General features: G+C 65.1%; 20 protein-coding genes and 1 pseudogene. 12 read left to right on the top strand and 9 right to left on the bottom strand.

Annotation, left to right across the window (positions count from 1 at the left end):
* Window positions 1-325, bottom strand: a 325-nt coding sequence (locus OOT46_RS28665) for a TetR/AcrR family transcriptional regulator (RefSeq protein WP_265407040.1), incomplete at its 3' end; no start/stop codon positions are given.
* A gap of 268 nt (window positions 326-593) precedes the next feature.
* Here OOT46_RS28665 and OOT46_RS28660 point away from each other — a divergent pair.
* Both OOT46_RS28660 and OOT46_RS28655 read left to right on the top strand, forming a co-directional pair.
* On the top strand, window positions 594-2,105 hold the full coding sequence (locus OOT46_RS28660) for a hypothetical protein (protein ID WP_265407039.1): 1,512 nt from the start codon (window positions 594-596) through the stop codon (window positions 2,103-2,105).
* A gap of 302 nt (window positions 2,106-2,407) precedes the next feature.
* A complete protein-coding gene (locus tag OOT46_RS28655) occupies window positions 2,408-3,037 on the top strand; it encodes a hypothetical protein (RefSeq protein ID WP_265407038.1) in 630 nt (209 codons plus the stop codon).
* 326 nt (window positions 3,038-3,363) lie between these two features.
* Here the strand turns inward: OOT46_RS28655 and OOT46_RS28650 are convergent, their stop codons facing one another.
* Window positions 3,364-4,125 (bottom strand): helix-turn-helix transcriptional regulator, encoded by a 762-nt coding sequence (locus tag OOT46_RS28650; protein WP_265407037.1) that lies wholly within the window; start codon window positions 4,123-4,125, stop codon window positions 3,364-3,366.
* Window positions 4,126-4,212: 87 nt separating this feature from the next.
* On the bottom strand, window positions 4,213-4,608 hold the full coding sequence (locus OOT46_RS28645) for a VOC family protein (RefSeq protein ID WP_265407036.1): 396 nt from the start codon (window positions 4,606-4,608) through the stop codon (window positions 4,213-4,215).
* A gap of 359 nt (window positions 4,609-4,967) precedes the next feature.
* Here OOT46_RS28645 and OOT46_RS28640 point away from each other — a divergent pair, with 359 nt between their 5' ends.
* Both OOT46_RS28640 and OOT46_RS28635 read left to right on the top strand, forming a co-directional pair.
* Window positions 4,968-5,786 (top strand): helix-turn-helix domain-containing protein, encoded by an 819-nt coding sequence (locus OOT46_RS28640; RefSeq protein WP_265407035.1) that lies wholly within the window; start codon window positions 4,968-4,970, stop codon window positions 5,784-5,786.
* 89 nt (window positions 5,787-5,875) lie between these two features.
* Window positions 5,876-6,319, top strand: a complete 444-nt coding sequence (locus tag OOT46_RS28635; RefSeq protein ID WP_265407034.1) for a VOC family protein — start codon at window positions 5,876-5,878, stop codon at window positions 6,317-6,319.
* 166 nt (window positions 6,320-6,485) lie between these two features.
* Here OOT46_RS28635 and OOT46_RS28630 read toward each other — a convergent pair whose 3' ends face one another.
* The 4 genes from OOT46_RS28630 to OOT46_RS28615 are packed head-to-tail and all read right to left on the bottom strand — an operon-like array spanning window position 6,486 to window position 9,897.
* A complete protein-coding gene (locus OOT46_RS28630) occupies window positions 6,486-7,316 on the bottom strand; it encodes an enoyl-CoA hydratase/isomerase family protein (RefSeq protein ID WP_265407033.1) in 831 nt (276 codons plus the stop codon).
* A 22-nt stretch (window positions 7,317-7,338) separates the two neighbouring features.
* Window positions 7,339-8,100: an SDR family oxidoreductase gene (locus OOT46_RS28625; protein WP_265407032.1), complete on the bottom strand. Its 762-nt coding sequence runs from the start codon at window positions 8,098-8,100 to the stop codon at window positions 7,339-7,341.
* A 10-nt stretch (window positions 8,101-8,110) separates the two neighbouring features.
* Entirely contained in the window at window positions 8,111-9,232 is a 1,122-nt protein-coding gene (locus OOT46_RS28620) for an alkene reductase (protein ID WP_265407031.1), read from the bottom strand.
* Window positions 9,233-9,291: 59 nt separating this feature from the next.
* Window positions 9,292-9,897 carry a TetR/AcrR family transcriptional regulator gene (locus OOT46_RS28615; protein ID WP_265407030.1) on the bottom strand — a complete coding sequence of 202 codons (606 nt, stop codon included), beginning with the start codon at window positions 9,895-9,897 and terminating at the stop codon, window positions 9,292-9,294.
* 282 nt (window positions 9,898-10,179) lie between these two features.
* Here OOT46_RS28615 and OOT46_RS28610 point away from each other — a divergent pair, with 282 nt between their 5' ends.
* The 4 genes from OOT46_RS28610 (at window position 10,180) to OOT46_RS28595 (ending at window position 15,952) form a co-directional block, all read left to right on the top strand.
* Window positions 10,180-12,870, top strand: coding sequence for a PAS domain S-box protein (locus OOT46_RS28610; protein WP_265407029.1), 2,691 nt, complete (start codon window positions 10,180-10,182; stop codon window positions 12,868-12,870).
* A gap of 298 nt (window positions 12,871-13,168) precedes the next feature.
* A complete protein-coding gene (locus OOT46_RS28605; protein ID WP_265407028.1) occupies window positions 13,169-14,299 on the top strand; it encodes a hypothetical protein in 1,131 nt (376 codons plus the stop codon).
* Window positions 14,300-14,663: 364 nt separating this feature from the next.
* On the top strand, window positions 14,664-15,461 hold the full coding sequence (locus tag OOT46_RS28600; RefSeq protein ID WP_265407027.1) for a hypothetical protein: 798 nt from the start codon (window positions 14,664-14,666) through the stop codon (window positions 15,459-15,461).
* A 224-nt stretch (window positions 15,462-15,685) separates the two neighbouring features.
* The gene (locus tag OOT46_RS28595) at window positions 15,686-15,952 is read left to right on the top strand and encodes a transposase DNA-binding-containing protein (RefSeq protein ID WP_265407026.1); all 267 of its coding nucleotides are present in this window, start codon (window positions 15,686-15,688) and stop codon (window positions 15,950-15,952) included.
* Here OOT46_RS28595 and OOT46_RS28590 read toward each other — a convergent pair.
* Complete coding sequence (locus OOT46_RS28590) at window positions 15,886-16,041, bottom strand: hypothetical protein (RefSeq protein ID WP_265407042.1); 156 nt, start codon at window positions 16,039-16,041, stop codon at window positions 15,886-15,888. The two genes, OOT46_RS28595 and OOT46_RS28590, sit on opposite strands and share 67 nt — an antisense overlap.
* Before the next feature lie 312 nt (window positions 16,042-16,353).
* Between OOT46_RS28590 and OOT46_RS28585 the strand changes: the two genes are divergently transcribed.
* A complete protein-coding gene (locus tag OOT46_RS28585) occupies window positions 16,354-16,635 on the top strand; it encodes a hypothetical protein (RefSeq protein ID WP_265407025.1) in 282 nt (93 codons plus the stop codon).
* A gap of 195 nt (window positions 16,636-16,830) precedes the next feature.
* On the opposite strand, the gene OOT46_RS28580 is transcribed toward OOT46_RS28585, so the two are convergent.
* Window positions 16,831-17,790 carry an AraC family transcriptional regulator gene (locus OOT46_RS28580; protein WP_265407024.1) on the bottom strand — a complete coding sequence of 320 codons (960 nt, stop codon included), beginning with the start codon at window positions 17,788-17,790 and terminating at the stop codon, window positions 16,831-16,833.
* 98 nt (window positions 17,791-17,888) lie between these two features.
* On the opposite strand from OOT46_RS28580, the gene OOT46_RS28575 reads away from it, so the two are divergent.
* The 3 genes and pseudogenes from OOT46_RS28575 (at window position 17,889) to OOT46_RS28565 (ending at window position 21,940) form a co-directional block, all read left to right on the top strand.
* Entirely contained in the window at window positions 17,889-18,635 is a 747-nt protein-coding gene (locus OOT46_RS28575; protein ID WP_265407023.1) for an SDR family oxidoreductase, read from the top strand.
* 308 nt (window positions 18,636-18,943) lie between these two features.
* A pseudogene (locus OOT46_RS28570) lies at window positions 18,944-20,039 on the top strand (CaiB/BaiF CoA transferase family protein); the annotation flags it as partial.
* Between the two features lie 1,055 nt (window positions 20,040-21,094).
* Window positions 21,095-21,940, top strand: a complete 846-nt coding sequence (locus OOT46_RS28565) for a PEPxxWA-CTERM sorting domain-containing protein (protein WP_265407022.1) — start codon at window positions 21,095-21,097, stop codon at window positions 21,938-21,940.
* The last annotated feature ends 64 nt before the right edge of the window (window positions 21,941-22,004 follow it).

The following is a 22,004-nucleotide window of genomic DNA, read 5'->3' as shown; positions in this document are numbered from 1 at the left end:
TAAAGAATGCATCGACCACCCCGACCGCCATGGTGTCCGAGCTGCAGCCTTTGCACCCTGAGCAAGCCTGCTCGACAGCCTCGACCACCCCTAGCAGATACCGCTCCAGCAAAGCCGCCAGGAGCGACTGCTTGTTGGGGAAGTACTGGTAGAGCGAACCGACGGACACGCCGGCGCGCTCGGCCACGCGGGTGGTGGTCACGCGCTCGATACCTCCATCGATCAAAACCTGAATGCTGGCATCGAAGATGGCTTCGACCGTGCGGCTCGATCGGGCTTGAAGCGGCTTCTTTCTTGGTGTGAGGGGACTGGGTGCGCGCGCCATGGAATGCGAATTCACAATGTGAACGAACTTTCATATTATCTGCGCCGTTGCGACTTCGATGATGGCCATGTCGTGTTCAGACGCACACCCATCCCGCCTCGGCATGGCGGGCTTCGACAAGGGATCTGAAGCGCCCGATGACCTTCGGCTTCGCGACATCCATCGAGTTTCCTCCCTGAAGGCCTGCAGCATGCCGGCCGCTTCTGTAAGCCTTTGGTCTTGAATCCTGAGGCAGGGTCACTGTCATTTTCTCTTCAAAAAAATGTATATGCACATCTCTCTGCCTTTGAGCGTTCTGATGACGGTCGTGCTGGCCGCATGTGGTGGTGGTGGTGGCGGCGGCGGAGCGGATCCGGCTCCCGAGCGGCGCGCGGCCCATCTGTGCCAGAGCGGGCTGGAGGCGGGCACCGTGGAGCTCGGCGAGGTCGGAACAGAGGTCGAACGCGCCGATGGCCTGCCCATGGCCGTCGATTCGGCCGTAGTCCTGATGGACGATTGCCAGGCGCTGGCCGCATGGACCATGCCGGCCACGCTGGACGAGACGAGCTCTATCGGCACCAGCACGTTCGACGCCTCGCTCAACCCCTCAGGGCAGTGGACTCCAGACCGCGACTTGGACCAGCAGAACTTGCACGCAGGGTGGGGACTGCGCCTGCGTGTGAACAGCGCAGGCACAGCAGTGCTGGGATGGATGGTAGAGCCGGCGACCCGGGGGAGGCACGGTGTCTACGCTGCGCGCTTGTACAAAGACGGTGGGATGGAACAGCTGGTCACCAAGGTCGACTCGTCGTATCCCGGGGCGTCGTCCGATCTTGACATCCTCCCCGGCAATGTCATCGTCACCAGCCACGTGAAGGGGGAATCGGAGGTTCAAGTGCATGCCCACAGGGACTCCGAACAGGCCCCGACGGTGGTCGGGCGTGTGGTGGAGCAAGCGGACCTGTCGGTGATGGACAGCTACTTCGTCACAAGCCCGGACAGTGTCGGGAGGCTGCTGTGGCGCTCGGCCGACCGTGACCAACCGGGGGCGATCGAGCTGAAGGTGGCCGAGGGATCGCTGGAGCAGGGCATGGGCCCGGCCCATCTGATTGGCAGGTACTACGAGTGCACCCGCGGCTGGGTGACCGGCGCTGGCAGTCCTGCGGAACTTGCACGTCCGTGGACCGCGGCCACATCGCCGACCCCATACTCCGCCGTGGCAATGGTCGCGCCGGCCGACCGTGAAACGCACAGGTGCCCCCTGCAGCTGATACGACTCGATCATTCGGCCGGCCCGAAGGCTGACAGCATGCAGATGAGCTCCCCCGACAAGTTCATTCCGGTCGCGCCCGCCCTGGTGATGGACGAGCACGGCAATGCCCTTGCGGTGTGGAAGGAGGCGGTCGACAACGGGCCCTTCCTGCCTGCGCAGTTGATGTGGTCCGTCTCGATCCAGGGGGGCACGTGGTCGGAGCCGAAGGCGGTTCCCAACCTGGCGGAGATCGGCTCGGTGGTCTCACGCGGAAGCATCGCCTTGGCGATGAACGGTGACGGCAAGGCCGTCGCCGCCGTCATCGCCCAGGATGGCAACTCGGCGCCAGCGAACGAGTTTGTGGTCTACGGCCGCTTCGACTTCACCGGCAAGTGGAGCGAGTGGAAGAAGACCGCGAACACGACCCGGCTCTCGGCACCCAAAGTTGCGATCAACCGCAGCGGTGCAGCCGTCTTGGTCTACACCGCAGCCAACCCCCGGCCCAGAGACACGCCGGTGTCCAGGCGCGCTTACGCGCTGCGCTTCTGAGGACCGAATTTTTATCTGAAGAGAGGTCTTTGATGGGAGGAAAATCTATGCTCCGGAATGCGGGTCACACGCCCTTTGTGCTGGCCTGTTGCGCTCTTGCCTTGGCCTTTTCGGGCTGCGGTGGTGGCGACGACGCCACACAGAAGCAACGCACCACTCGCGCGACAGGCGACCTGACAGCCGAGAACTTTGAGCAGCGCACTGCGCAAGCATTGCGTACGGTGCTCTCCCCCAAAGCGATGGCATGGCTTGCATACGCGGTCCAGCCAGCCCGGACCGTTGACTGTGCAGCAGGTGGAAGCTTGAAGGTCGAGGTCACGCTGAGCAGCTTCGATGAGCCGTTCTACGATGCCGTCGCAGTGGCCGCCGCCTGCCGGGACAGCGCCGAAGCTCTGCCCGTCCACGGCAGGCTGGCGGTACAGCATCGCGACGCCGGCTCGGCACCTTCCTTCTACAGCGACAAGATCGTGGCGTTCGAGAGTTACGGCGACGGTGCCCTGACGCTGCAAGGACCCACTGCATACCGTCACGATGGGGCGGATACGCCCCGGCGCCCGGGCGACAAGGTCCGGCTGACCTTCCAGAACACCGAGGTCAAGTTCGACGGCCGATGGACACACTGGAACCACTTTGTCGAGGATCGCATCATTTCGGAAGAGGGGCCGGACGGCGTGCTCCGCGACGTGCCGACCAGGGAGGTCGGTGGTCTTGTGACGGTTGACGACAACGACTATGAGCTCTTGCAATACACGCGAGGCGATATCGACGTGACCACCGGGAAGCTGATCTCAGGCATGCTGCGCATGTACGACCGGGAGGGCGATTGGGTCGAGGTTGATGTGCAGCCTACCGGTTTTCAGCTCTTCTTCTTTCCGGACGGCCGCACCAGCCGCGCCGCCGCCGCCTACCTGCCCTACGACCGCGTGCTTTGAGTCACGCCGGAGTGCGGCTTCAACGCTTGCCGTACTCGACGCAGTGTGCGGGGACAGCGAGCAAGGACCGATCAGACGCGTGAGCCTCAATCGGCCATGCTGCACCGTGTCCTTGCACGCTGACGTCCGGCGTCAGGCTCGCGCCTTGAGGTTCAGCGACGCCACGAAGGCAAGACCTTATTGATCCGGAGCAGCTCGACACGGTGAGTGGCCGAACCTACCTGAGTGCCGTTGAGTGCGGGCTCAAGGTGGCCACGCTGGGGTTGGGGAGCAAGGACTGCCGTTCACCCCTTGGTGGCCGTCTTGAGGGGCCGCCCGGCGCCGTCTCATGCGCGAGCTCTGCGGTGCCCGCGAATGGCTGTCGGCGCGAATCCGAACCGCTCCCGAAACCGGATGGCGAAACGCGAGGCCGACTCGTAGCCCACTTTCAATGCGATGTGCGCGACAGGGTGGTCGGTCGACTGTAGCAACGTCATCGCGTGGGACATGCGAACGTCCGCGAGCAGATTGCCAAAGCTGGTGCCTTCCGAGTGCAACCTTCTTCGTAGCGTGGCTTCGCTCATCGCGAGTCGTGCGGCGACTCGGGGCATCGTCCACGCCTCTGCAGCCGATTCGGCGAAAAGCCTTCGCAGCTGGGACGTTGCCGTTGTCGTCTGAGCCGTCGTGAATTGAATGCCGGCGACGGACAGCCAGACCAGCAGTTCCGCAAGCCTGTGTCGTGCCACGTCTTCGGCGAGACCTGAAGGGTCAGAAATGGCGGCAACGGCACGGTCCGCTGTCGCGACGAACTCAGTGCTGACCTGCTTGAGCACCATGGCTCCAGACAGTGGCCGTCCTGCCGGGGCTGTTTGCATGAAACGCTCGATGAGGGCCTTGTCCCACATCAGCCAGCGAGCTTCGTACAGGCCGGCAGCCGACAGACGGTTCGACACGTCGAAGGCCTGTCCACCCGCGACGGCAATGGCGTCACCGCTCTGTAGCGTCCACCGCCGCCCTCCGGATTGAAGCAACTTCGTCCCGTGCCGCAGGAGGATTAGCGCGGGGCTGTCCACCACGACGTTGCTGAACCGAAGCGCGCTGTGCTGCACGACATTGGCGGTCAGCCCAACTCCCGGACGGGTAAGAAGGCTTCTTGTTCCGCCGCGCATCGTCGAAAGGGATCGGCGCGTCCGGCACTATGTCGCCACGCGGTGAATCGCGCAGAGCTTGTTGCCGTCGGGGTCGCGAACATACGCCAGGTAGTAGGAGGCGTGCGCGTCCTTGCGCAGGCCAGGTGGGTCCTCGACGGACGTGCCGCCATGGGCCACTGCCGCGTCGTGGAACGCGTGCACCTGCTCAGGCGAATCGCACCGGAACGCGATCGTGCCGCCGTTTGCAAACGTGGCCGGCTCGTCGTTGATCGGCTGGCTGACACCCAGCGTGTTGCCGTTGTGGCGGTAGAAGAGCCGGACATGGCCCGAGGCGGCGGTGTTGCGGACCGGTTCACCGGCCCCGAGAACACCGAGCACCGCATCGTAGAACTGCTTCGACCGTTCGAGGTCGTTGCTTCCGACCATGACGTGATTGATCATTCCTTCTCCTTACTCGTCCGTACTTGGGAACATGAAGTCGGAGATAGTGTAGGCGCGGAACAAGACATCTATTGATGCCGTTTCTGTCAACTTTGGTGCCGTATCGCTCATCCCACCTGTGAGCTTCCCATGCAGGCAGCAAGTTTTCATGAGGCATTGACAGTCGTCTCCGCGTTCCGCGCGATGCATCTCCAGCGCGCCGGTTCCCGACCCCACTGGCGGGGGAGAGCCCGAAAGCAAAACGCCCCACTGTTGCGGCAAGAATGTAACTGCCGCGTTGCGGCCCGAAATCTGGACGCTGTGGGCGGATCTACGGCGCTGCGGCTTGCGCCAGCATGACATCCGGGCTACAAGAAACCATGTTCCTGCGCCATCGCCCGTCCGGCCCGCTTGCCCTTTACGTCGACTGCCTCTGGTACAGCGAGCGCGGCGCATTGCCGCACACGCGCGAGCGCAGCCTGCCCACCGGCTGCGCCGACATCGTCGTGCCGCTGCTGCAGGATCATCTGATCCGCTACGACACCGAACAGCTCACTCATGCGCGGCGGCTGCGCGGTGCCGTCGTACAGGGGGCGAGCGACCGCTTCGGCGTGCGCGGTACCGAAGGTGCGTCGGCCGTGATCGGCGTGCACTTCAGGGCCGGCGGCGCGGTGGCCTTCTTGGGGGGTGCGCTGCCCGAGCTTCGCAACCGCACCGAATTGCTAGAGGACGTGTGGGGACCGGCCGCACGCGAGTTGCGCGAGACGCTGCAGGCTGCAGGGTCGCCTCGGGGCGCCCTGCAACTGCTGCGTGCGCAGCTGCTGCAGCGGCTTCGCGATGCTGCACCGCCGGATCCGCTGGTCGCCGCAGCGATCGATGCCTTCCGCCTCGACCCGGCCCGCGCGCGGGTCGAGCCGGTACGGCACGACAGCGGCTGCACGCCGGCGCAATTCATCCGCCGCTTCGAGCAGGCGGTGGGGCTCACGCCCAAGCGATATGCGCGTGTGCTGCGCTTCGGCGTGCTGCTGCCGTCGCTGGCGCGCTGTGGGCCGCGCGACTGGGCTCAGATCGCCGTGGGTGCCGGTTACTACGATCAATCACACCTGATCCACGAGTTTCGCGCGCTGGCTGGCATGGCGCCCGGGGCTTATGTGCCGGTGCAGGCCGACCAGCCGACGCACGTGGCCCTGGGGCCCTGAACCGCGCCGAAAAAATTTCCAATACGCCCGACCGCCCGGCCGCATAGGCTGTGGTCCTGCGGCACATCGCCGCATGAAGGAGAGAACCCATGAACGAGATTCACGAAGTGTTTCCCTACCTGATGGTGCGCGACGCCAAGGCCGCGATCGTGTTCTACCAGCAGGCCTTTGGCGCGACGGAACTGTTCCGGCTGGTCGAGCCTTCGGGGCGCGTCGGCCACGTGGAGTTGCAGCTCGGCCCCTCGGTCCTGATGGTGTGCGACGAATACCCCGAGTACGGCATGCGGGGCCCGCAAGGCGACCAGTTCACCGGCTGCACCATCCACCTGCATGTGGACAACGTCGACGCGATGAGCGAACAGGCGGTCGCGGCCGGCGCTACCCTGCTGATGCCCCCCAGCGACCAGTTCTATGGCGAACGGTCGTGCCGGCTGCGCGATCCATTCGGCCACACCTGGCTGCTCGGGCACTCGATCGAGAAGGTCGAGCCTGACGAGATGCAGCGGCGCTACACGGCGATGATGACGCCCTGAGCCTGAACAGCGTCAGCGGGGAGAGGAGGGCGCAGGCGTTCACAACCATCCATTTGAGCGTGGAGCACCGCAGGGTACGGGCCGGGACTTGGGCACCACGCCCGAGGGCGCATGCCGCGATGAGGCCCGTGTCAGCACGCAAGCGGCCCACAAGTCGAAATACGCGCTAGATGTCGGCGGGATATCGCTCCAGCAGCGGCCCCATGTTCATCTCCATCGTGCTGCCGGTCTTGTTTGCCTGCTCGACCACCCACGCCACGCGGCGGACGGTTTCCTCCGAATACATGCCGCTGACAAAACGCTGCGACTCTTCAACCAAGGCATGGTGGTCGGCTTCCGTCACCCGGTTGACGACGGCTTTGACATTGGCAATGCTGCTCGGCGGGAAACCGGCAATGCGGCGCGCGAGTGCGTCCACGAAAGGCTGCAACTCGGAGTGAGGCAAGGCCCGGTTGATCCAGCCGTATCGCTCGGCGAGCTCGGCGTCGAAGTCGTTGCAGCCGAGGCACACCTCCAGCGCGCGGGCACGGCCGAGCATTTGCGCCAGCCGAACCGTTCCGCCAGCCCCGGGCAGCAAGCCGATAGCCGCTTCCGGTTGTCCGAGCAGGGCTCGTTCCCGCGACGCGAAACGCATGTCGAGCGCCAGCAGGAATTCACTGCCGGCTCCACGGGCCCGCCCCTGAAGTTCGCCGATCGTCACCTGCGGTAAGCGACTGATCCGTGTCAGCAGTGCGCTGAGCGGGCTCGCCTTGCCTTCCGGGAGTGCCAGCGGCTTGCCGCCGATCTCCCCGGCAAGATCGTAGTGCGCCAGAAAGAAGTCCGGGTGGGCGCTGCGAAATATGACCACCCGCACGTCCTGGTCCGATTCCAGGGCTTTGGTCAGCGTCATCAGGTCAACCAGCAAGGCCCGATCGACCAGATTGATCGGGGGGTTGTTGAAATGAATGACGGCCACGCCCTTGCTGTCCTGACGGTGCAGCGTTCGATAGGTGCTCATTGGGCTGTTCTCCTGGATGCGGTTAGATGGCGGAGAAGCCGCCGTCGACCGGCATGGCAATGCCGGTCGTGAAGGCAGCGGCGTCACTGCACAGGTACATGACCGCCCCGGCCACTTCCTCCGCACGGCCGATGCGACCCACCGGGTGGGCGGACAGCACGACTTTTTCGGTGCGGGCGTCCTCGGCGCAGGCGCGCCGGTACATCTCCGTATCGATCACCGCTGGACAAACTGCGTTGATCCTGATGTTCTTCCTGCCGTACTCGATGGCCGCCGATTTCGTCAGGCCGATCACCGCGTGTTTGGATGCTGCGTAGATGCTCATGCGGGGCGCGCCGTGCAGACTGGAGGTGGAGCCGGTATTGACGATCGCGCCGCCACCCTGCTTCAGCATGATGCGAATCTGGTGCTTCATGCAGAGCCACACTCCCCTGACATTGACATCCATGATGGCCTGGTACTCCGCCATGCTGCCTTCGGCCAGCTTGGTCTTCTCGATATCTATACCCGCATTGTTGAATGCGTAGTCGAGCCGGCCGAAATTCATGACGGTCGTCTCCATCAAGCTGCTGACCTCGTTCTCGGAGGTGACGTCGCAACGGATGAAGATCGCTTCGCCGCCGGTATCGCGAACCATCTGCGCCGTGGTCTCACCACCCGCGGTGTCCACGTCGGCGACCACCACCTTCAATCGCTGCGCTGCAAAGGCGAGGGCGGTCGCCCGACCAATGCCGTTGGCGGCACCCGTCACGACGGCGACCTCTCCAGAGAAGTGCATTCCCATGTCTGGCCCCTCAACCTTCCGAATCCGATAGAGCCGGATAGTCGATATAGCCATGGGGGCCGACGCCACCGTAAAGGGATGCATCCTTGAACGGCGCATTGAGCGGCGCGTTCTCGCGGAAGCGGCGGGGGAGGTCGGGATTGGTGATGAAAGGACGCCCGAACGACACCATGTCGGCACGACCGCTCGTGATCGCCTCAACCGCCATTTCCTTGGTATAGCCGTTGTTCACCATCCAGATGCCGGAATACAGGCGGCGCAGTGCCTCGTAGTCGAAGGGCGCGTTGTCGCGCGGGCCACCGGTATGGCCTTCGACGACGTGGATGAAGACCGGATGCAGCTTCTCCAGCTCCCGCACCACGTGCTCGAAGAGCGGCTGGGGATGGCTTTCCGACGAGTCGTTGACGGGTGACACCGGCGAGATGCGGATGGCCGAGCGCTCTGCGCCGATTTCGGCAATGACGGCCTGCATGACTTCGAGCAGGAAACGCGAGCGGTTCTCGATGCTGCCACCGTAGGGGTCGCTGCGATGGTTCGAGCCGTCGCGCAAGAACGCATCGATCAGGTAGCCGTGGGCGCCGTGGATCTCGACCCCGTCAAACCCGGCCTTGATGGCGTTCGCGGCGGCGAGGCGGAAGTCGTTGACCACGCCGGCGATCTCGGCGGTCTCCAGCTCACGGGGCGCCGATGTGTCGACAAAACCCTCTCCGGCCAGATAGGTCTTGGCGTTCGCCGCGATCGCCGAGGGCGCGACCGGCGCCTGGCCGTTGGGCTGGAAGCTGACGTGAGACATGCGGCCGGTGTGCCACAACTGCACAAAAATGCGGCCGCCGCGACGGTGCACCTCATCGGTCACCTTCTTCCAGCCCGCGATCTGCGCCGGCGTGTGCAGACCGGGGGTATTGGCATAGCCTTGAGCCGTCTCGGATACCTGGGTCGCTTCGGCGATGATGAGCCCGACCGAAGCGCGTTGCGCGTAGTACTCGATCGTCATTTCCGCAGGGACGTTGCCCTCGTCGGCTCGATTGCGCGTCATCGGCGCCATCACGATGCGGTTGGCGAGTTCCAGCTTCCCGAGGGAGATCGGTTGGAACAGTGCGTCAGCGAGAAAACGTTCGGTGGGAGTGCCCATGGCTTGATGCGCTGCGAGTGCAGATAGTGATGAAAAAGGGAATCGATGACCGGCAGCCGTCAGGCGGGCGGCGGACGGAGCAGGCCATTCAGCATCAGATCGAAACTCTCGCGCAAAGGCGTGCCCGACCGATCGAGCTTGGTGCGCAGCAGGGCGCCTTCCCAGGCATCCCAGATGAGTGCTGCGAGCCGGGAGGCGTCCGCATCAGTGCGGACCTCGCCGCTGTCCTGCGCCTTGCGTATCAGGGAGGCGAGCATCTCGCGCCACCCGGTCATGGCTGCTGCAAGGCGCTGCCGGCACAGTTCGTTGGAGTCCGCCACTTCGGCCGCGAGATTGCCGACCAGGCAGCCGCTCCAGGAAGCGGTGCGCTCCTTGTGGGCAATCATCTGCTCGAAGGCGTACCGGATGGCCGCCACCGGCTGCGCGGGCGCCCGCTCCATCATGCGCGACCAAAGCTCCAGCATCTCCGCCGTGTACCCGTCGATGATGGCCGCGGCAAAAGCCTCTTTGCTTTCGAAATGGTTGTAGAAGGACCCCTTGGGCACCCCGGCGCGATCGGTGATCTGCTGGATCCCCGTGGCGTTGTAGCCGTGGCGGGAGAACAGCTCGCGGCCTGCGGCCAGGAGCTGATGGGGGGTGGCGGTTCTTCCTGCGATGCGTGGCATGCAGGAATAGTATGACCAGTCGTCTTAGAAGCTTGACGCCTGCGCGACAGGAGATCCGCCGGGCTTCGACCAACACGGCCTGCGGTCGTGAAGAAGGTGGCGATCCGCAGCCGCTGCGCGCCGCTGACAACCGGTCTGGCGTGGGCCCCTGTCGGTGCGGCAGGCCGGCCTGACAGCTCGCCCCCCGGCATTGGGCACAAACGAGGGGTCGTTTCCGGCCATTTCCGGCGAATGGGAGGAGGGACGCGCGGTACTCTGACGCGTTTGTCCGCTCCGTCCGCCATGCGTCTTTCGCTCAAGTTCAAGATCGCCTGCGCCACCACGCTCCTGGCCGTTGTGCTGGTCGCGCTGGTGGCCGGCCTGCAGCGGATGCGCATGGGCGAGGACTACCTGGCGCTGATCGAGCGCGAGCAGGCGTGGCTGACCGCTGCGACGGCCGACGCGCTGGCGGAGAAGATCGAGCTCCAACTGCAAGTGCTGCAGCAGTCGGCCCAGGAACTGGGGCGCCTGGACCTGAACGACCCGATGGTGTCCCAGGCCGCCTTGACGCCCTTGGCGCCCGCGCGGGCGCTGTTCTTCGGCCTGACCCTGGTCGAGCCCGGCGGCCGCGTGGTGGGGACCTTGCCATCCAATCCGCAGGCCATCAGGACGAACCTGGGCGACCGGGAGTATTTCCGCATCGCCTTGGACGTCGGTCAGCCCAACATCTCGCCGCCCCTGCGCAGCCGCCTCAGCGGCAAGCCCATGGTGCTGATGGCCGTGCCCATCCTCGGCGCGGAGGGCCGCGCCCGCGGGGTTCTGATCGGAGCGCTGGATCTGAACCATTCCAACGCACTCGGGGCCTTGAGGAACACCCCGATCGGCCATACCGGCCATTTTGTCGTGGTGACCCGCGGTGCCGAGCCGGTCTATGTGGCGCACCCCGACCCGTCCAGAGTCCTGCAGCCGGTGATGCCCGAGGACCTCATGCGGGGCGACGACGCTGCCCGTCGGCAAGGGCCGGCCGCCATCGTGACGCGCCGCTATTTGCGCACCGTGAACTGGGAACTGCGCGTGGTGCTGCCGGAAGCCGAGGTGCTGGCCCCTCTGAAGGTGGCGCAGGAGCGGCTGCTGCGAGACACGGTGTTGCTTTCCGCGGGTTTCGCCGCGCTGGTCTGGGTTGCGACGTTCTGGCTGCTGCGCCCGCTGGGTCGTTTGCACCGCGCCATCGGCGCCCTGCGCCAGGGCTCGGCCCTGCCGCTGGATGCCCCGGTCGCCGAGAACAACGAGATCGGCGACGTCGCTCGCGACTTTTCTGCCCTGATGCAGGAGCTGCAGTCGCGGCGTGCGGAACTGGAAGCGGTCAACGATGCCTCCCCGCTGGGGATCTTCCGGTGTGATGCGCAAGGACGGATCCTGTACGTCAACGACAGCTACCTGCGCATCACCGGCTTGACCCGCACCCAGGCCGCTGCCGGCGAGTGGCAGCGCCTGCTGGACCCGGCAGACGCCCACGAAGCGGTGCAGTCCTGGAACCAGTCCGTGCAGTCGGCCGCCGGCCATCGGCGGATACAGCGGCTGCGGCGGTCGGGCGACGGCCGGGCCGTGGTGGTCTCGGTCCATGCCGCGCCGGTTCGAGTCTCCGGCGACGTGGCGGGTTTTGTCGGCACGATGGAGGACATCACCGAACAGCGGGCGGTCGAAGCGGCGCTGGAGCAAAGCGAGGTCCGCCTGCGCAGCATCCTGACGCATGCGCCCGACGCCTTCGTCAGCATCAATGCGGCGGGAGACATCATCGAGTGGAACCGGCAGGCTGAGGCCACCTTCGGCCGGAGCCGGGATGAGGTGCTGGGGCGCAACGCGGCAGAATTGCTGATCCCTCCTGCGCTGCATGGCTCGTATGCCAGCGCCCTGCAGCGCGTGACGCTGACGGGGCACGGGCCGGCCGTCAACCGGCGCATTGAAATGCCCGTCCTGCACCGTGACGGCCGGGAAATTCCGGTCGAGTTGTCCGTCGCCGCCCTCCATGACGGCAAGGCCTACGTCGTCAACGCCTTCCTGCACGACATCACCGAGCGCAAGCGCGCGGAGCGGCAGCTGGGCGAGAGCGAAAACCGGGTGCGGGCGATCGCGGACAACGTGCCGGTGCTCATTTCCTACATGGACGATCAGGCACGAGTGAAGTACGTCAACGCGACGTTTCACGCGTGGACGGGACGCGAGGCGGCCGAGGTCATCGGCAAGACGCTGGAGCAGGTCATCAGCAGCGGTTTGTACGAGCAATGCCGGCCGGGCCTTCTTGCTGCATTGCGCGGCGAGCGCGTCGAGTTCGAAGGCGTGTCGTCGGCCGGGGGCGTGGAGCGGCATATGCACAATGTCTATGTGCCGGACCTCAGTGCCGAGGGGCGGGTGAGGGGTGTGTACGCCCTGACCACGGACGTGACGGCCAGCAAGCAAGTCGAGGCGCAACTGCAGGCCCTGGCCCGGATCGACACGCTCACCGGACTCCCCAACCGGCGGGCTTTCGAGGAGCGCCTGGAGGCGGCCCTGGCCCGCAGCCACCGGACCTGCCGACCCATGGCTTTGATGTTCATGGACGTCGATCACTTCAAGGACATCAACGACTCCCTCGGGCATGGCGTCGGCGACGCTGTCCTGAAGGAGTTCGCCGCTCGGGTGTTGCGCTGTGTGCGATCCACCGACACGGTCGCCCGGCTGGCGGGCGACGAGTTCGTGATCATCCTCGAGAATCTCAACGCGAGCTCCGAAGCCGCGCTGGTGGCTCGCAAGATCGGTCTGGCCTTGCGCGGGCCCTTCCTGCTCGATTCTCATCGCCTGGCTGTCACGTCGAGCGTTGGCGTGGCCGTCGTGGATGGCGACGACGTATCGCCGGCCGACTTGGTCAACAAGGCCGACGAGGCCCTCTACGCCGCGAAACGAGCGGGGCGCAACACCTACGAGCTGTTGTCATTTGCCGGGGCTCGGCCGCGTTGACCGCCCGAGGGCTGGCTCAGACAGCGCCTGCCTGCCGCGCCAGCCCCATGCAGCCGCCGTATGTACTCGCGGGACGTGCCGACGACCGGTAAGCGGCTAGCTAGCGACCCAAACGATGATTCGGCCGGGTGGATGCATCGTTCCTCTTCGGCAAGGGCCATCTGCAGAATCGGGCAACCTGCAGTCGCGCAGAGCCGCGGGCTTGCAGCGCTGCACGGGGGACTGATCTCTTGGGTGGACGGATGCACGTCGGACGACTAGTTTTGATGGGTGCCGTCTCCCATGAAAGGACGCCGCCATGACCACAGCGAGCCATCATGCCGCCCGGCGGTACGTCGTCGCTGCCGCCGCAGCACTCCTCGCACTCAGCGTCCATGCGGCGCCCACCTACCGAATTGTCCTGCTCGAGTTCCTTCCGGGGTTTGAGGACAGTTCCTCTGTTGAGGATCTCAACAATCACGGCCAGATCGTCGGGTTCAGTTACTTGCGGCCCAACTTCCCGCGCGCCGTCGTGTGGGACCGCGACGGCCGAGTCCAGCCGCTGCGTGTGCCGCTGCCCGGCAGCACCGAGCCAGGCTGGGCCTGGGGCAACAATCAACGAGGACAGATTGTCGGCGGCAATCTGTTGTTTCTGACGAATCGCGGCTATGAGCACGCGGCCCGCGCTGTGCTCTGGTTACCTGGCGGACGCATGCAGGTGCTACCGTCTCTCAGCCTGCCCGGCGCCCCCTACGGCTGGGCCTATGCTCGGGCGATCAATGACCATGGGGATGCAGTCGGGGAAAGCAATTTCAAGCCGGTGCTTTGGGAAGCCGGGCGCGGCGTGCGTGATCTCGGCGCCTTGCCGACTTACCCTGAAGGTGAGGGCAGCGCGACTGCGATCAACAACGCCAAGCAAGTGGTGGGCGTTATTGCAGCCATTGCCTTACCCAACTGGCAGTTCATCAATCACGCATTTATCTGGAGTGAAGCCACCGGCATGCAGGATCTCGGCGCACGACTGGGGCCGCCTGACATGCGCAGCTGGGCTAGTGCTATCAACGACCGGGGTCAAGTCGTAGGGGCAACGCTCGACAGCGAGGGGCGGGGCCACGCCTTCGTGTGGAGCGAACACGAGGGCCTCGTCCGTCTGGGAGGGCCGGGCGACACGGAAAGCTTCGCCAGCGACATCAACAATGCGGGCGTCGTGGTGGGCAGCGTGAACGGCGAGGCGGTCTTGTGGTCACGCGGCGAAGGGCTGCAAAAGATCATGGACCTGGTGGATCCGGCCGACCCGCTCAAGGATCAGGTCAGTCTAGGCGTCCATGACATCAACGATCTGGGGGAGATAGCGGGCACTATCCAAGGGGACTTTATCAACTGGTGGTGGCGCGCGGTGCTCTTGATCCCGCAAACCCCCGCACGCGTGCCCGTGCGGGCAGCCCCATGAGCTGGCCAGGAGTCGCGGCACGCATTGGCGCCCCAGCCGTTTGCGTTGTGCACATCCCCGTGTCGCCGGCCGGCTGCGCTGCCTTGCTCGCGGCTTTGGCCGCTATCGGCTGTATTGCTCGCACCGATGTAGCTGGCATGAACGGCGCGCTCGTGTTCATGCCCAGCATGTCCTGGGTGAGTGATCTTCAAATGTCACGCCAGACGGGCTGTCCATCTAAGATGGGATGAGGCAAGTGAAGGCGAAAACGTCGCCTTCCGCCCACCGCCCGTACTTGCCATACGGCCCAGATAGAAGCCACTGCCTTTGTCGTCTTTAAGCGGCGGCATCCCGCCGGGCTCGCACAAACACAGGAGGATTTCCGATGTCATTCGCCAGGTTTACCTGCGCGGCGGCGTTCGCCGCGTGCGCCGCTGCTGCAGGCGCCCAGCACGTTCCGTCGCTTCAAGGCGAGCGCGTCGTACGCATCCCAGCGCCGGCTGGCTTCCAGGTCACGCAGAAGCTGCTGCGGCAAGGCATGCTGACGCCGGGCGGCTACTGCCAGTTCAACTCGGAAATGCGCCTCGGCCCTGACGAAGCCGCGCTGGAAGAGATCGAGCTTGAGTACGACCCGGCCACCTGCCGCTCGATCGTGATCCAGGGCCGTTCCACGACCCAAGCACCGGCCAGCAAGGCGGGCCAGCCCACCTCGTCGGCGGTATCGGCCGCCGGCGCGCTGTCGGCCTCGTACAAGACCTGGTTCGCGGACCCGATCAACCTCACCTTGAATTCGGTGGAGAGCCGCATCGCCTGGGCGCCGGTGGGCGACTGCGCCTCGGGCACCTTCTTCAATTCGCAGCCGGTGTTCTATCGCCTTGAGCAGACGGGCTGGTACACCGTGTCGAGCGGCTCCAAGCCGTCGTCGGACTGCGGCAGCGTTGCGCTGGACGCGTCTGCCATGTACCAGAGCGACAGCTTCCCGACCTGCGTGTTCGCGAGCCCACAGGCGATCTACGACTACAACATCGTGACGGGTTACGCCGACGGCAGCAGCACCGGCAAGTCGCAGACGCGGCGCGCTGGCCAGGCGCTGCTGTGCACCAATCTCTGGACCGAGAGGAAGCGGTTGACCAAGGGCTCAACCTCGTTGTCCGAAGTGTCCTCCGTCATCTCCTCGCAGTGAGCCTCGGCCGCCTCGGGCCTGCGCGCTGTCTCAAGCAACGATGCCCTGTACGACGGTGAGCGTACGATCAACGCGCCTTGACCGTACGCGCACACGGGTTCAGCGGCTTGCTTTTACCCACAAATTCGCCTTTTCTATGAGCGGTGGGCGCCGAGCCGCTGAGATTTCCCGGTGAGTTCAGCGCTGTGTCGCAACTTGGCAGTACGGGACGGCCGGAGGCTGCCATGGCGAACTCGCAGGGTGCAAGGGCAGGTCGAGCAATCAAGGCGGGGCAGAACAGTTGGATCGACCAGGAATTGGACGAGAGCGTTTTCCAAGACGCTCGCCTGGGGCGACGCCTGAGAGCGTTGCTAGCGCCATTCGCCCAAGCGCCAGGCCAGAGCATTCCCTTGGTATGCCAAGACTGGGCCAACACCAAGGCAGCCTATCGATTCCTCAGCAACGAGCGGGTCACCGAGGCCGATATCCTGGCGGCGGTGACGGCGCCATAGACGACATTCCCTTCAGCGTCGGTGGCCCGCATTGTGTCCACTTGAGGGACGAGCGCGAGCTGGTCGGCGATGCTGTGTTCGATGCTCATCCGCCGCTCATCGACATTTGAGCTTGCGCGCCGAGCGTGCAGTGCGACAGTCGCCAGGGCATTGTCAATTTGCTTGAGCTCAGCGCCCGATTTCCGCGCTCAGGCTGTCGGCCAGGTTTTCGGTGGCCTCCCGTGCACGGTCGGCGTGGCGGCCTTGCCCTTATCAACTGGTCTGCGTCATTCATCGTGGCGATGGCTCGAGCTATGGAACGAACGGCAAGGCCTGAGCTCGATTTCCATGTTGCTGGGCTTCGACAAACCCAGTTCTGAACAAGGACGTTTTTCGTCCAGCCCATGTTTTCCGGAGAAATGATGGGCCTCAAAACCAAAAGCCTGAGGATGACGGGCGCTGTGGCGGCCGTCGCCGCTGTGAACATTGCCTGCGCGCAACCGGCGCAACAGCGCGTCAGTCCTAGGCTGCATCCCAATCTGGCGGCTGCTCAGGATCATGTGCAACAAGCCTACGATCGTTTGAACGATGCGCAGTTTGCCAACTACCATGATCTTGGCGGCCACGCAAAGCGTGCCAAGCAATTGCTGGCGGAAGCCAACGCAGAGATCAAGGCAGCAGCCATCGCAGCCAACAACCGATGATGTCGTGATGCGCAAGGCGCCCGCGAAGTTATTCGGGGCGCTCGCTCGAAGTCGTCCGATAGAGGCGCCTCATGCGTGCGCCCGGTGACGGTGCACCGCTGCAGGCTGGATGCGGGTACAACCCTCCTGGATCCGTCCAAAGGAACGATCAAAGTGGATCGAAACCGGCCGTAGTCGCTGTCGAGCGGAAGTGCATCACCCGTTGGCCGAAGTCTTCTGCCCTGTAGCTGTCTCGATCGCCGACGCCCGCAGCCGCGCTTCCCGTGCATAGCGCGCGGGCGGCATGCCGACATGGCGGGTGAAGGCGACCCCGAAGGTGCTCGCCGAGCTGTAGCCGACGCGCTCGGCGATGTCCGCGATAGGCAATTCCTTCTTCTGCAACAGTTGCTTCGCCAGCGCCATGCGCCATGCGAGCAGGTATTCCATGGGCGCGAGGCCGACGGCGCGGCTGAAGCGTTCGAAGAACGCTGATCGAGACATTGCGGCCTCCTTGGCCAGTTCGGCGACGGTCCAGGGGTGCGCCGGGCGCTCATGCATGCGCCGCAGCGCCGTGGCGAGCTGCGGGTTTGCCAGCCCGCGCGCGAGGCCGGGGGAGGGCGCCCGGCTTGCTGTCGAGCGCAGCGCCTCGATGAGCAGCACCTCCAGCAGCCGGGCCAGCACGACGTCGCGCGCAGGCCGCTCGGCACGCGATTCGTCGCCGACCAGCTGCACCAGCGTCGACAGCCGGCGCTCGCCGCGGACATGCACCCACTGTGGCAGCAGCGACACCAGCAGTGCTGCGTCCGGCGAGCCAAAGACGCAATGGCCGATCAGCAGCCGGACGTCGGCCGCGCCATGCGGGTCGCCAACCCACGCACCGCCAGGGACGGGAGTGATCTGCGAGGCAGCCTCGCTGCCGTCGCGCAGCGGAGCCGCGTCAGGGCTCGACGTCGAGAAGCCGCGAGCCGCGGGGATCAGGACGAAGTCGCCTTCCCGAAGCGGGATCGTCTCGTGGCCATCGACCGCGAGCTGGCAGCTTCCCTCCAGGACGACGCAATAGAACGGTCGCCCGGATTCAGTGCGCCGCACGGCCCACGGATTCGAGCCGGTGACGAGTTTCGAGAACGGCGCGCCCGGCTGGAGCAGCGAGACGACTTCTGCCAATGGATCGACCACGCTGGACGATTGCAATAGAACAACGGACTTTGAAGTGTAGCCAGTCCGGATGGGGCGCTCTATCTTCCCACCATCGTTCACCCCGACAGGAGTTCCTGATGAAAACCATCCTGATTACCGGCTGCTCGTCCGGCTTCGGCCTTGAGGTCGCGCGCTTCTTCCTCGACCGGGACTGGCAGGTCGTCGCGACGATGCGCAGGCTACGTGAAGATGTGCTGCCGCGCTCGGCGCGGCTGCGGGTCTTGGCACTCGACGTCACCGACGCCGACAGCATCAGAGGGGTCATCGAGGCAGCCGGCCCCATCGACGTACTGGTCAACAATGCCGGCATCGGTGTGCTCTCGGCGCTCGAGGGAACGTCGATGGCGAATGTGCGCGAGGTCTTCGAGACCAACACCTTTGGGACGATTGCAATGACGCAGGCGGTGCTGCCGCAATTCCGGCAGCGGCGCGCCGGCGTCGTCGTGAACGTGACGTCGAGCGTGACGCTGGCGCCGCTGCCGCTGCTGTCGGTCTACACCGGCAGCAAGGCGGCGGTGAACGCTTTCACCGAGTCCCTCGCGCTGGAACTGGCACCGTTCGACGTCCGGGTGCGCCTGGTGCTACCGGGGCGCGCGCCCGCCACTCGCTTCGGGGAGAACGCTCGGCGGCTCATGGAGGGCGGCGTCCCGGACGCTTACGCGGACTTCGCACGGGGCATCTTTGCGGGGATTGGCGATACCATGACCGCGGTCACGCACCCAAAGGATGTCGCCGAAGCGGTTTGGCACGCGGCCACCGACTCCGCGTCACCAATGCGCATCCCCGCGGGCGCCGATGCCGTCGCGATTGGGGGCACTGCCTGAGCTTTCGCTTCGCTCGTGCTCAAGCGTCGTACCGGTAGCCGGTAGAACCGCTTGTCGCCGTCATAGCTGCCCCGGCCGCTCTCGCGACCCTCCGGCGAAGTACGCCGTCGCCTTTCGAGGTATCTCTACGTCCAACCGTGCTTCGGGCAGTTCCTTGCGCAGCCGGCTGTTCTTACCTCCACTCCGTGACCCGCCTGCGTGCGGGCTCGGCCATCGCCGTAACCCCCTTGCAGATGCTCGGCTGAGGCATACCGCGCTGCCGGGTCCTTGGAAGGCGTCCGCCGCAAAGGTCGACTGAGCGCCGCATGATGACGACCGACCCACCCGCTCTGAACCGCGAGCGCCCGCTTGACGGGGTCACCGTGGTGTCCCTCGAACAGGCGATCGCGGCGCCGTTCTGCACCCGACACCTGGCGGACCTCGGCGCACGCGTGATCAAGATCGAGCGGCCGGAAGAAGGGGACTTTGCCAGGCACTACGACCAGCGGGTTGCCGGCATGTCGCCGCACTTCGTTTGGGCCAATCGGTCCAAGGAAAGCCTGGCCCTGGACCTGAAGACGCCGTTTGCTCTCGAAGTGATGGAGCGACTGCTGGCACGCGCTGACGTGTTCGTCCAGAACCTCGCCCCCGGAGCGACGGCCCGCCTCGGCTTGTCGTCCGCTCAGTTGCGAGAGCGCTACCCACGTCTGATCGTTTGCGATATATCGGACTATGGATCCGAGGGGCCGTATCGCGACAGAAAAGCATACGACCTGCTGATTCAAAGCGAAGCGGGCTTCCTGAACGTGACCGGCACGACCGAAGCGCCCGCCAAAGCGGGCATCGCCGTAGCGGACATCGCAGCCGGGATGTACGCCTACAGCAACATCCTGTCGGCACTGCTGCTGCGCGAGCGAACCGGTCGCGGCTCGCGCATCGACGTGTCGATGATGGACGCGCTGTGCGAATGGATGGGGCACCCTTTGTACTACGCCTTCGACGGGGCGGATCCGCCGGGGCGCACGGGGGCTGAACACGCAACGATCTTTCCGTATGGCCCGTTTGCAGCGGGTGATGGTGAGACTGTGATGATGGGGCTGCAGAACGAGCATGGTCTTGCGCAAACCCGAGCTCGCCGGTGATGGCCGCTTCGCCAACAACGCCATGCGCAGTTTGCACCGGCACGAGCTTCGGACCGAGATTCTCGAGTGCTTCTCCCGGCTCACGGGCAAGGAGTTGAGGCACCGGCTCGATCAGGCTCACATTGCAAACGCCCGTTTCAAGGAAATGCGGGAGGTGTGGCGGCATCCGCAACTCGCGGCCGGCAATCGCTGGTCTCGAGTGGAGTCGCCGGCGGGTGACATTCCGGCACTGAAACCGCCCGGTGTGAACGATCAGTTCGAGTACCGCATGGATCCCATCCCGCGCCGAGACCGGTGATGGTGACCGTCGGATCCAACACCGTTCGGCGTGCGGTGTTCTTGCTACGCGGTTCTGGCGGACATGTGCCGAAATCGCTCCGGCGGAATCGCCCCTGGCCGCGCGGCTTTGATCCAATCGGACGACCGCCCACATACGGCGAACCGTACCGCTTCGCCACGAGCGCCAGGCGCAGGGCCTCCTTGCTCGGACCCTGCCGCCGCCTGACCGTCTCGACCGTCAGTGAATCTGAGCCTCCGGTGTCGGAGGGCTCGCTTCGCTTTATGCTGACGTCCCGGGACTCGGTGTAGCGCCCGGATTGCGGCAAGGCCGCAGCTCAGGTGACTTGCGGAGCCGGCGAGCCGGGTGCAACAGAACCGGGACGGCCCGACCCTGCCACGGCCGGCAACGGCCGACGCAACCGAACGAAGTCACGCAGAACGCCGCGCAAAAGAAAAACGCCTTAGAGGCGGTCACCTCTGAGGTGTTTACTTTGCGTATGCAATTTGGTGCGGCTGGCAGGATTCGAACCCACGACCCCTTGGTTCGCAGCCCAGTCGAACCGGTGATATCAATCCGAAATCAACGACCTAGCGGCGCTCACGCCAGAGGGCGAGGGATGAGCAACCGGCCTGCAGGAAGCAGTGCCGGTACGACGGGTTAACGTGTTCCACTCCTTGATTGGATTGAGGTGCCGAAACAGCGCACCGCGATTCTGGCCGTTCGACCGACAATTCATTGTGGGAGTGGCGAAGCAAAGCGTGTCCTTCACATTGCAACTGATGCTGCATCGAAGCGAAATTGCAGAAATGCACTATCGGCGGAAGGGGCCTTGCAAGGGTCGTGATTCTATGTAGGACGGCTGGCCCTCGCCTCAGCGTGCTGGCGTGTTGCGCCAGCCGCCTTTGCGCCTTTGCGCCTTTGCGCCGGAGTATGGCGAAGGCCGGTCTCACCTTTTTTCACTGTGTTTCTGCGGCTTCAAGCATAGAGTGAGCCGCGGCTTTATCCGTCCTTTGGAGCGATAGCCACACACCCATTCTTCAGCAGTCAGGGAAGCACAAATGACGAAAAATCCGAACCACCGGCGGTTGGCCTTCTGCATCGCCGCCGCGCTCGCGCTGGCGGGCAGCCTCTCCGCGGCCCACGCCGCGGTCGAGACACACGACCTTGGCTCGGCAACGGTCTCGTTCGACCGTGTCTACTCCGGGAAAGGTTTCAATTCATCTATCGAGTTCCGGCAGCCATCCCCCGGCGGCCACTCCGATGACGGCAGCATCGGTTTCGGGCCGGAGGCTTACGGCATCTCCAACCAGCAGGCGAACCAGCTTCGCATCGAGTTCCTGCCGATGTGGGGCTACGAGCAGTGGACGGCGTCGGGCAGCGTTACCCCGTATGCGACCGAGCCGAACGGGCTTTACTATCAGCAGAGCGTGAAGGTGGGGACGCCACTGCACTTCCAAGCGGAATCCGGCTACCGGATCACAGGCTACCGGTTCTCCCTGGGCCTCGAAACCCACTCCGGGGACAGCGCCCATCCCGACGCGGACTACGACACGGTGATCCAGCTGCACGGTGGCTTCCAGGTCGGCACGGGCACCGATGCGGTCCAGTTCCTCGGATTCGATCGCGCCTACACGGGCCGCAACGGCCTGCGCTCCGAAGAGCTGACGGCGGAGCTGTCAGGAGACGTGGACCTGAGCACGCTCTCGGGGTCCTTCGCGAGCGCGCTGCTCAGCCCTGGCACCCAGGAAGGCGAGACGTTCCAGCGTGGCGCGTTTCTCACGCTGAAGTACTTGACGGTTGAAGCGATCACGACCCCGGTGCCCGAGCCCGAGACTTGGGCGCTGACGCTGGGCGGCCTCGGCCTGGTGGGCGCCTTGGCGCGCCGGCGGCAACGGACGCACTGAGCCTGCGGACCGTCCGAGGACCGCGCGGTCTGGACGCAGTCGCGCGGCGGTCCTGGCCGCCGGG

It is taken from the genome of Aquabacterium sp. A7-Y, from assembly GCF_026153205.1.
Classification (GTDB): Bacteria; Pseudomonadota; Gammaproteobacteria; order Burkholderiales; family Burkholderiaceae_C; genus Caldimonas.
The sequence above is the reverse complement of the archived record's forward strand: the minus strand, read 5'-3'. Positions and strand labels throughout refer to the sequence as shown.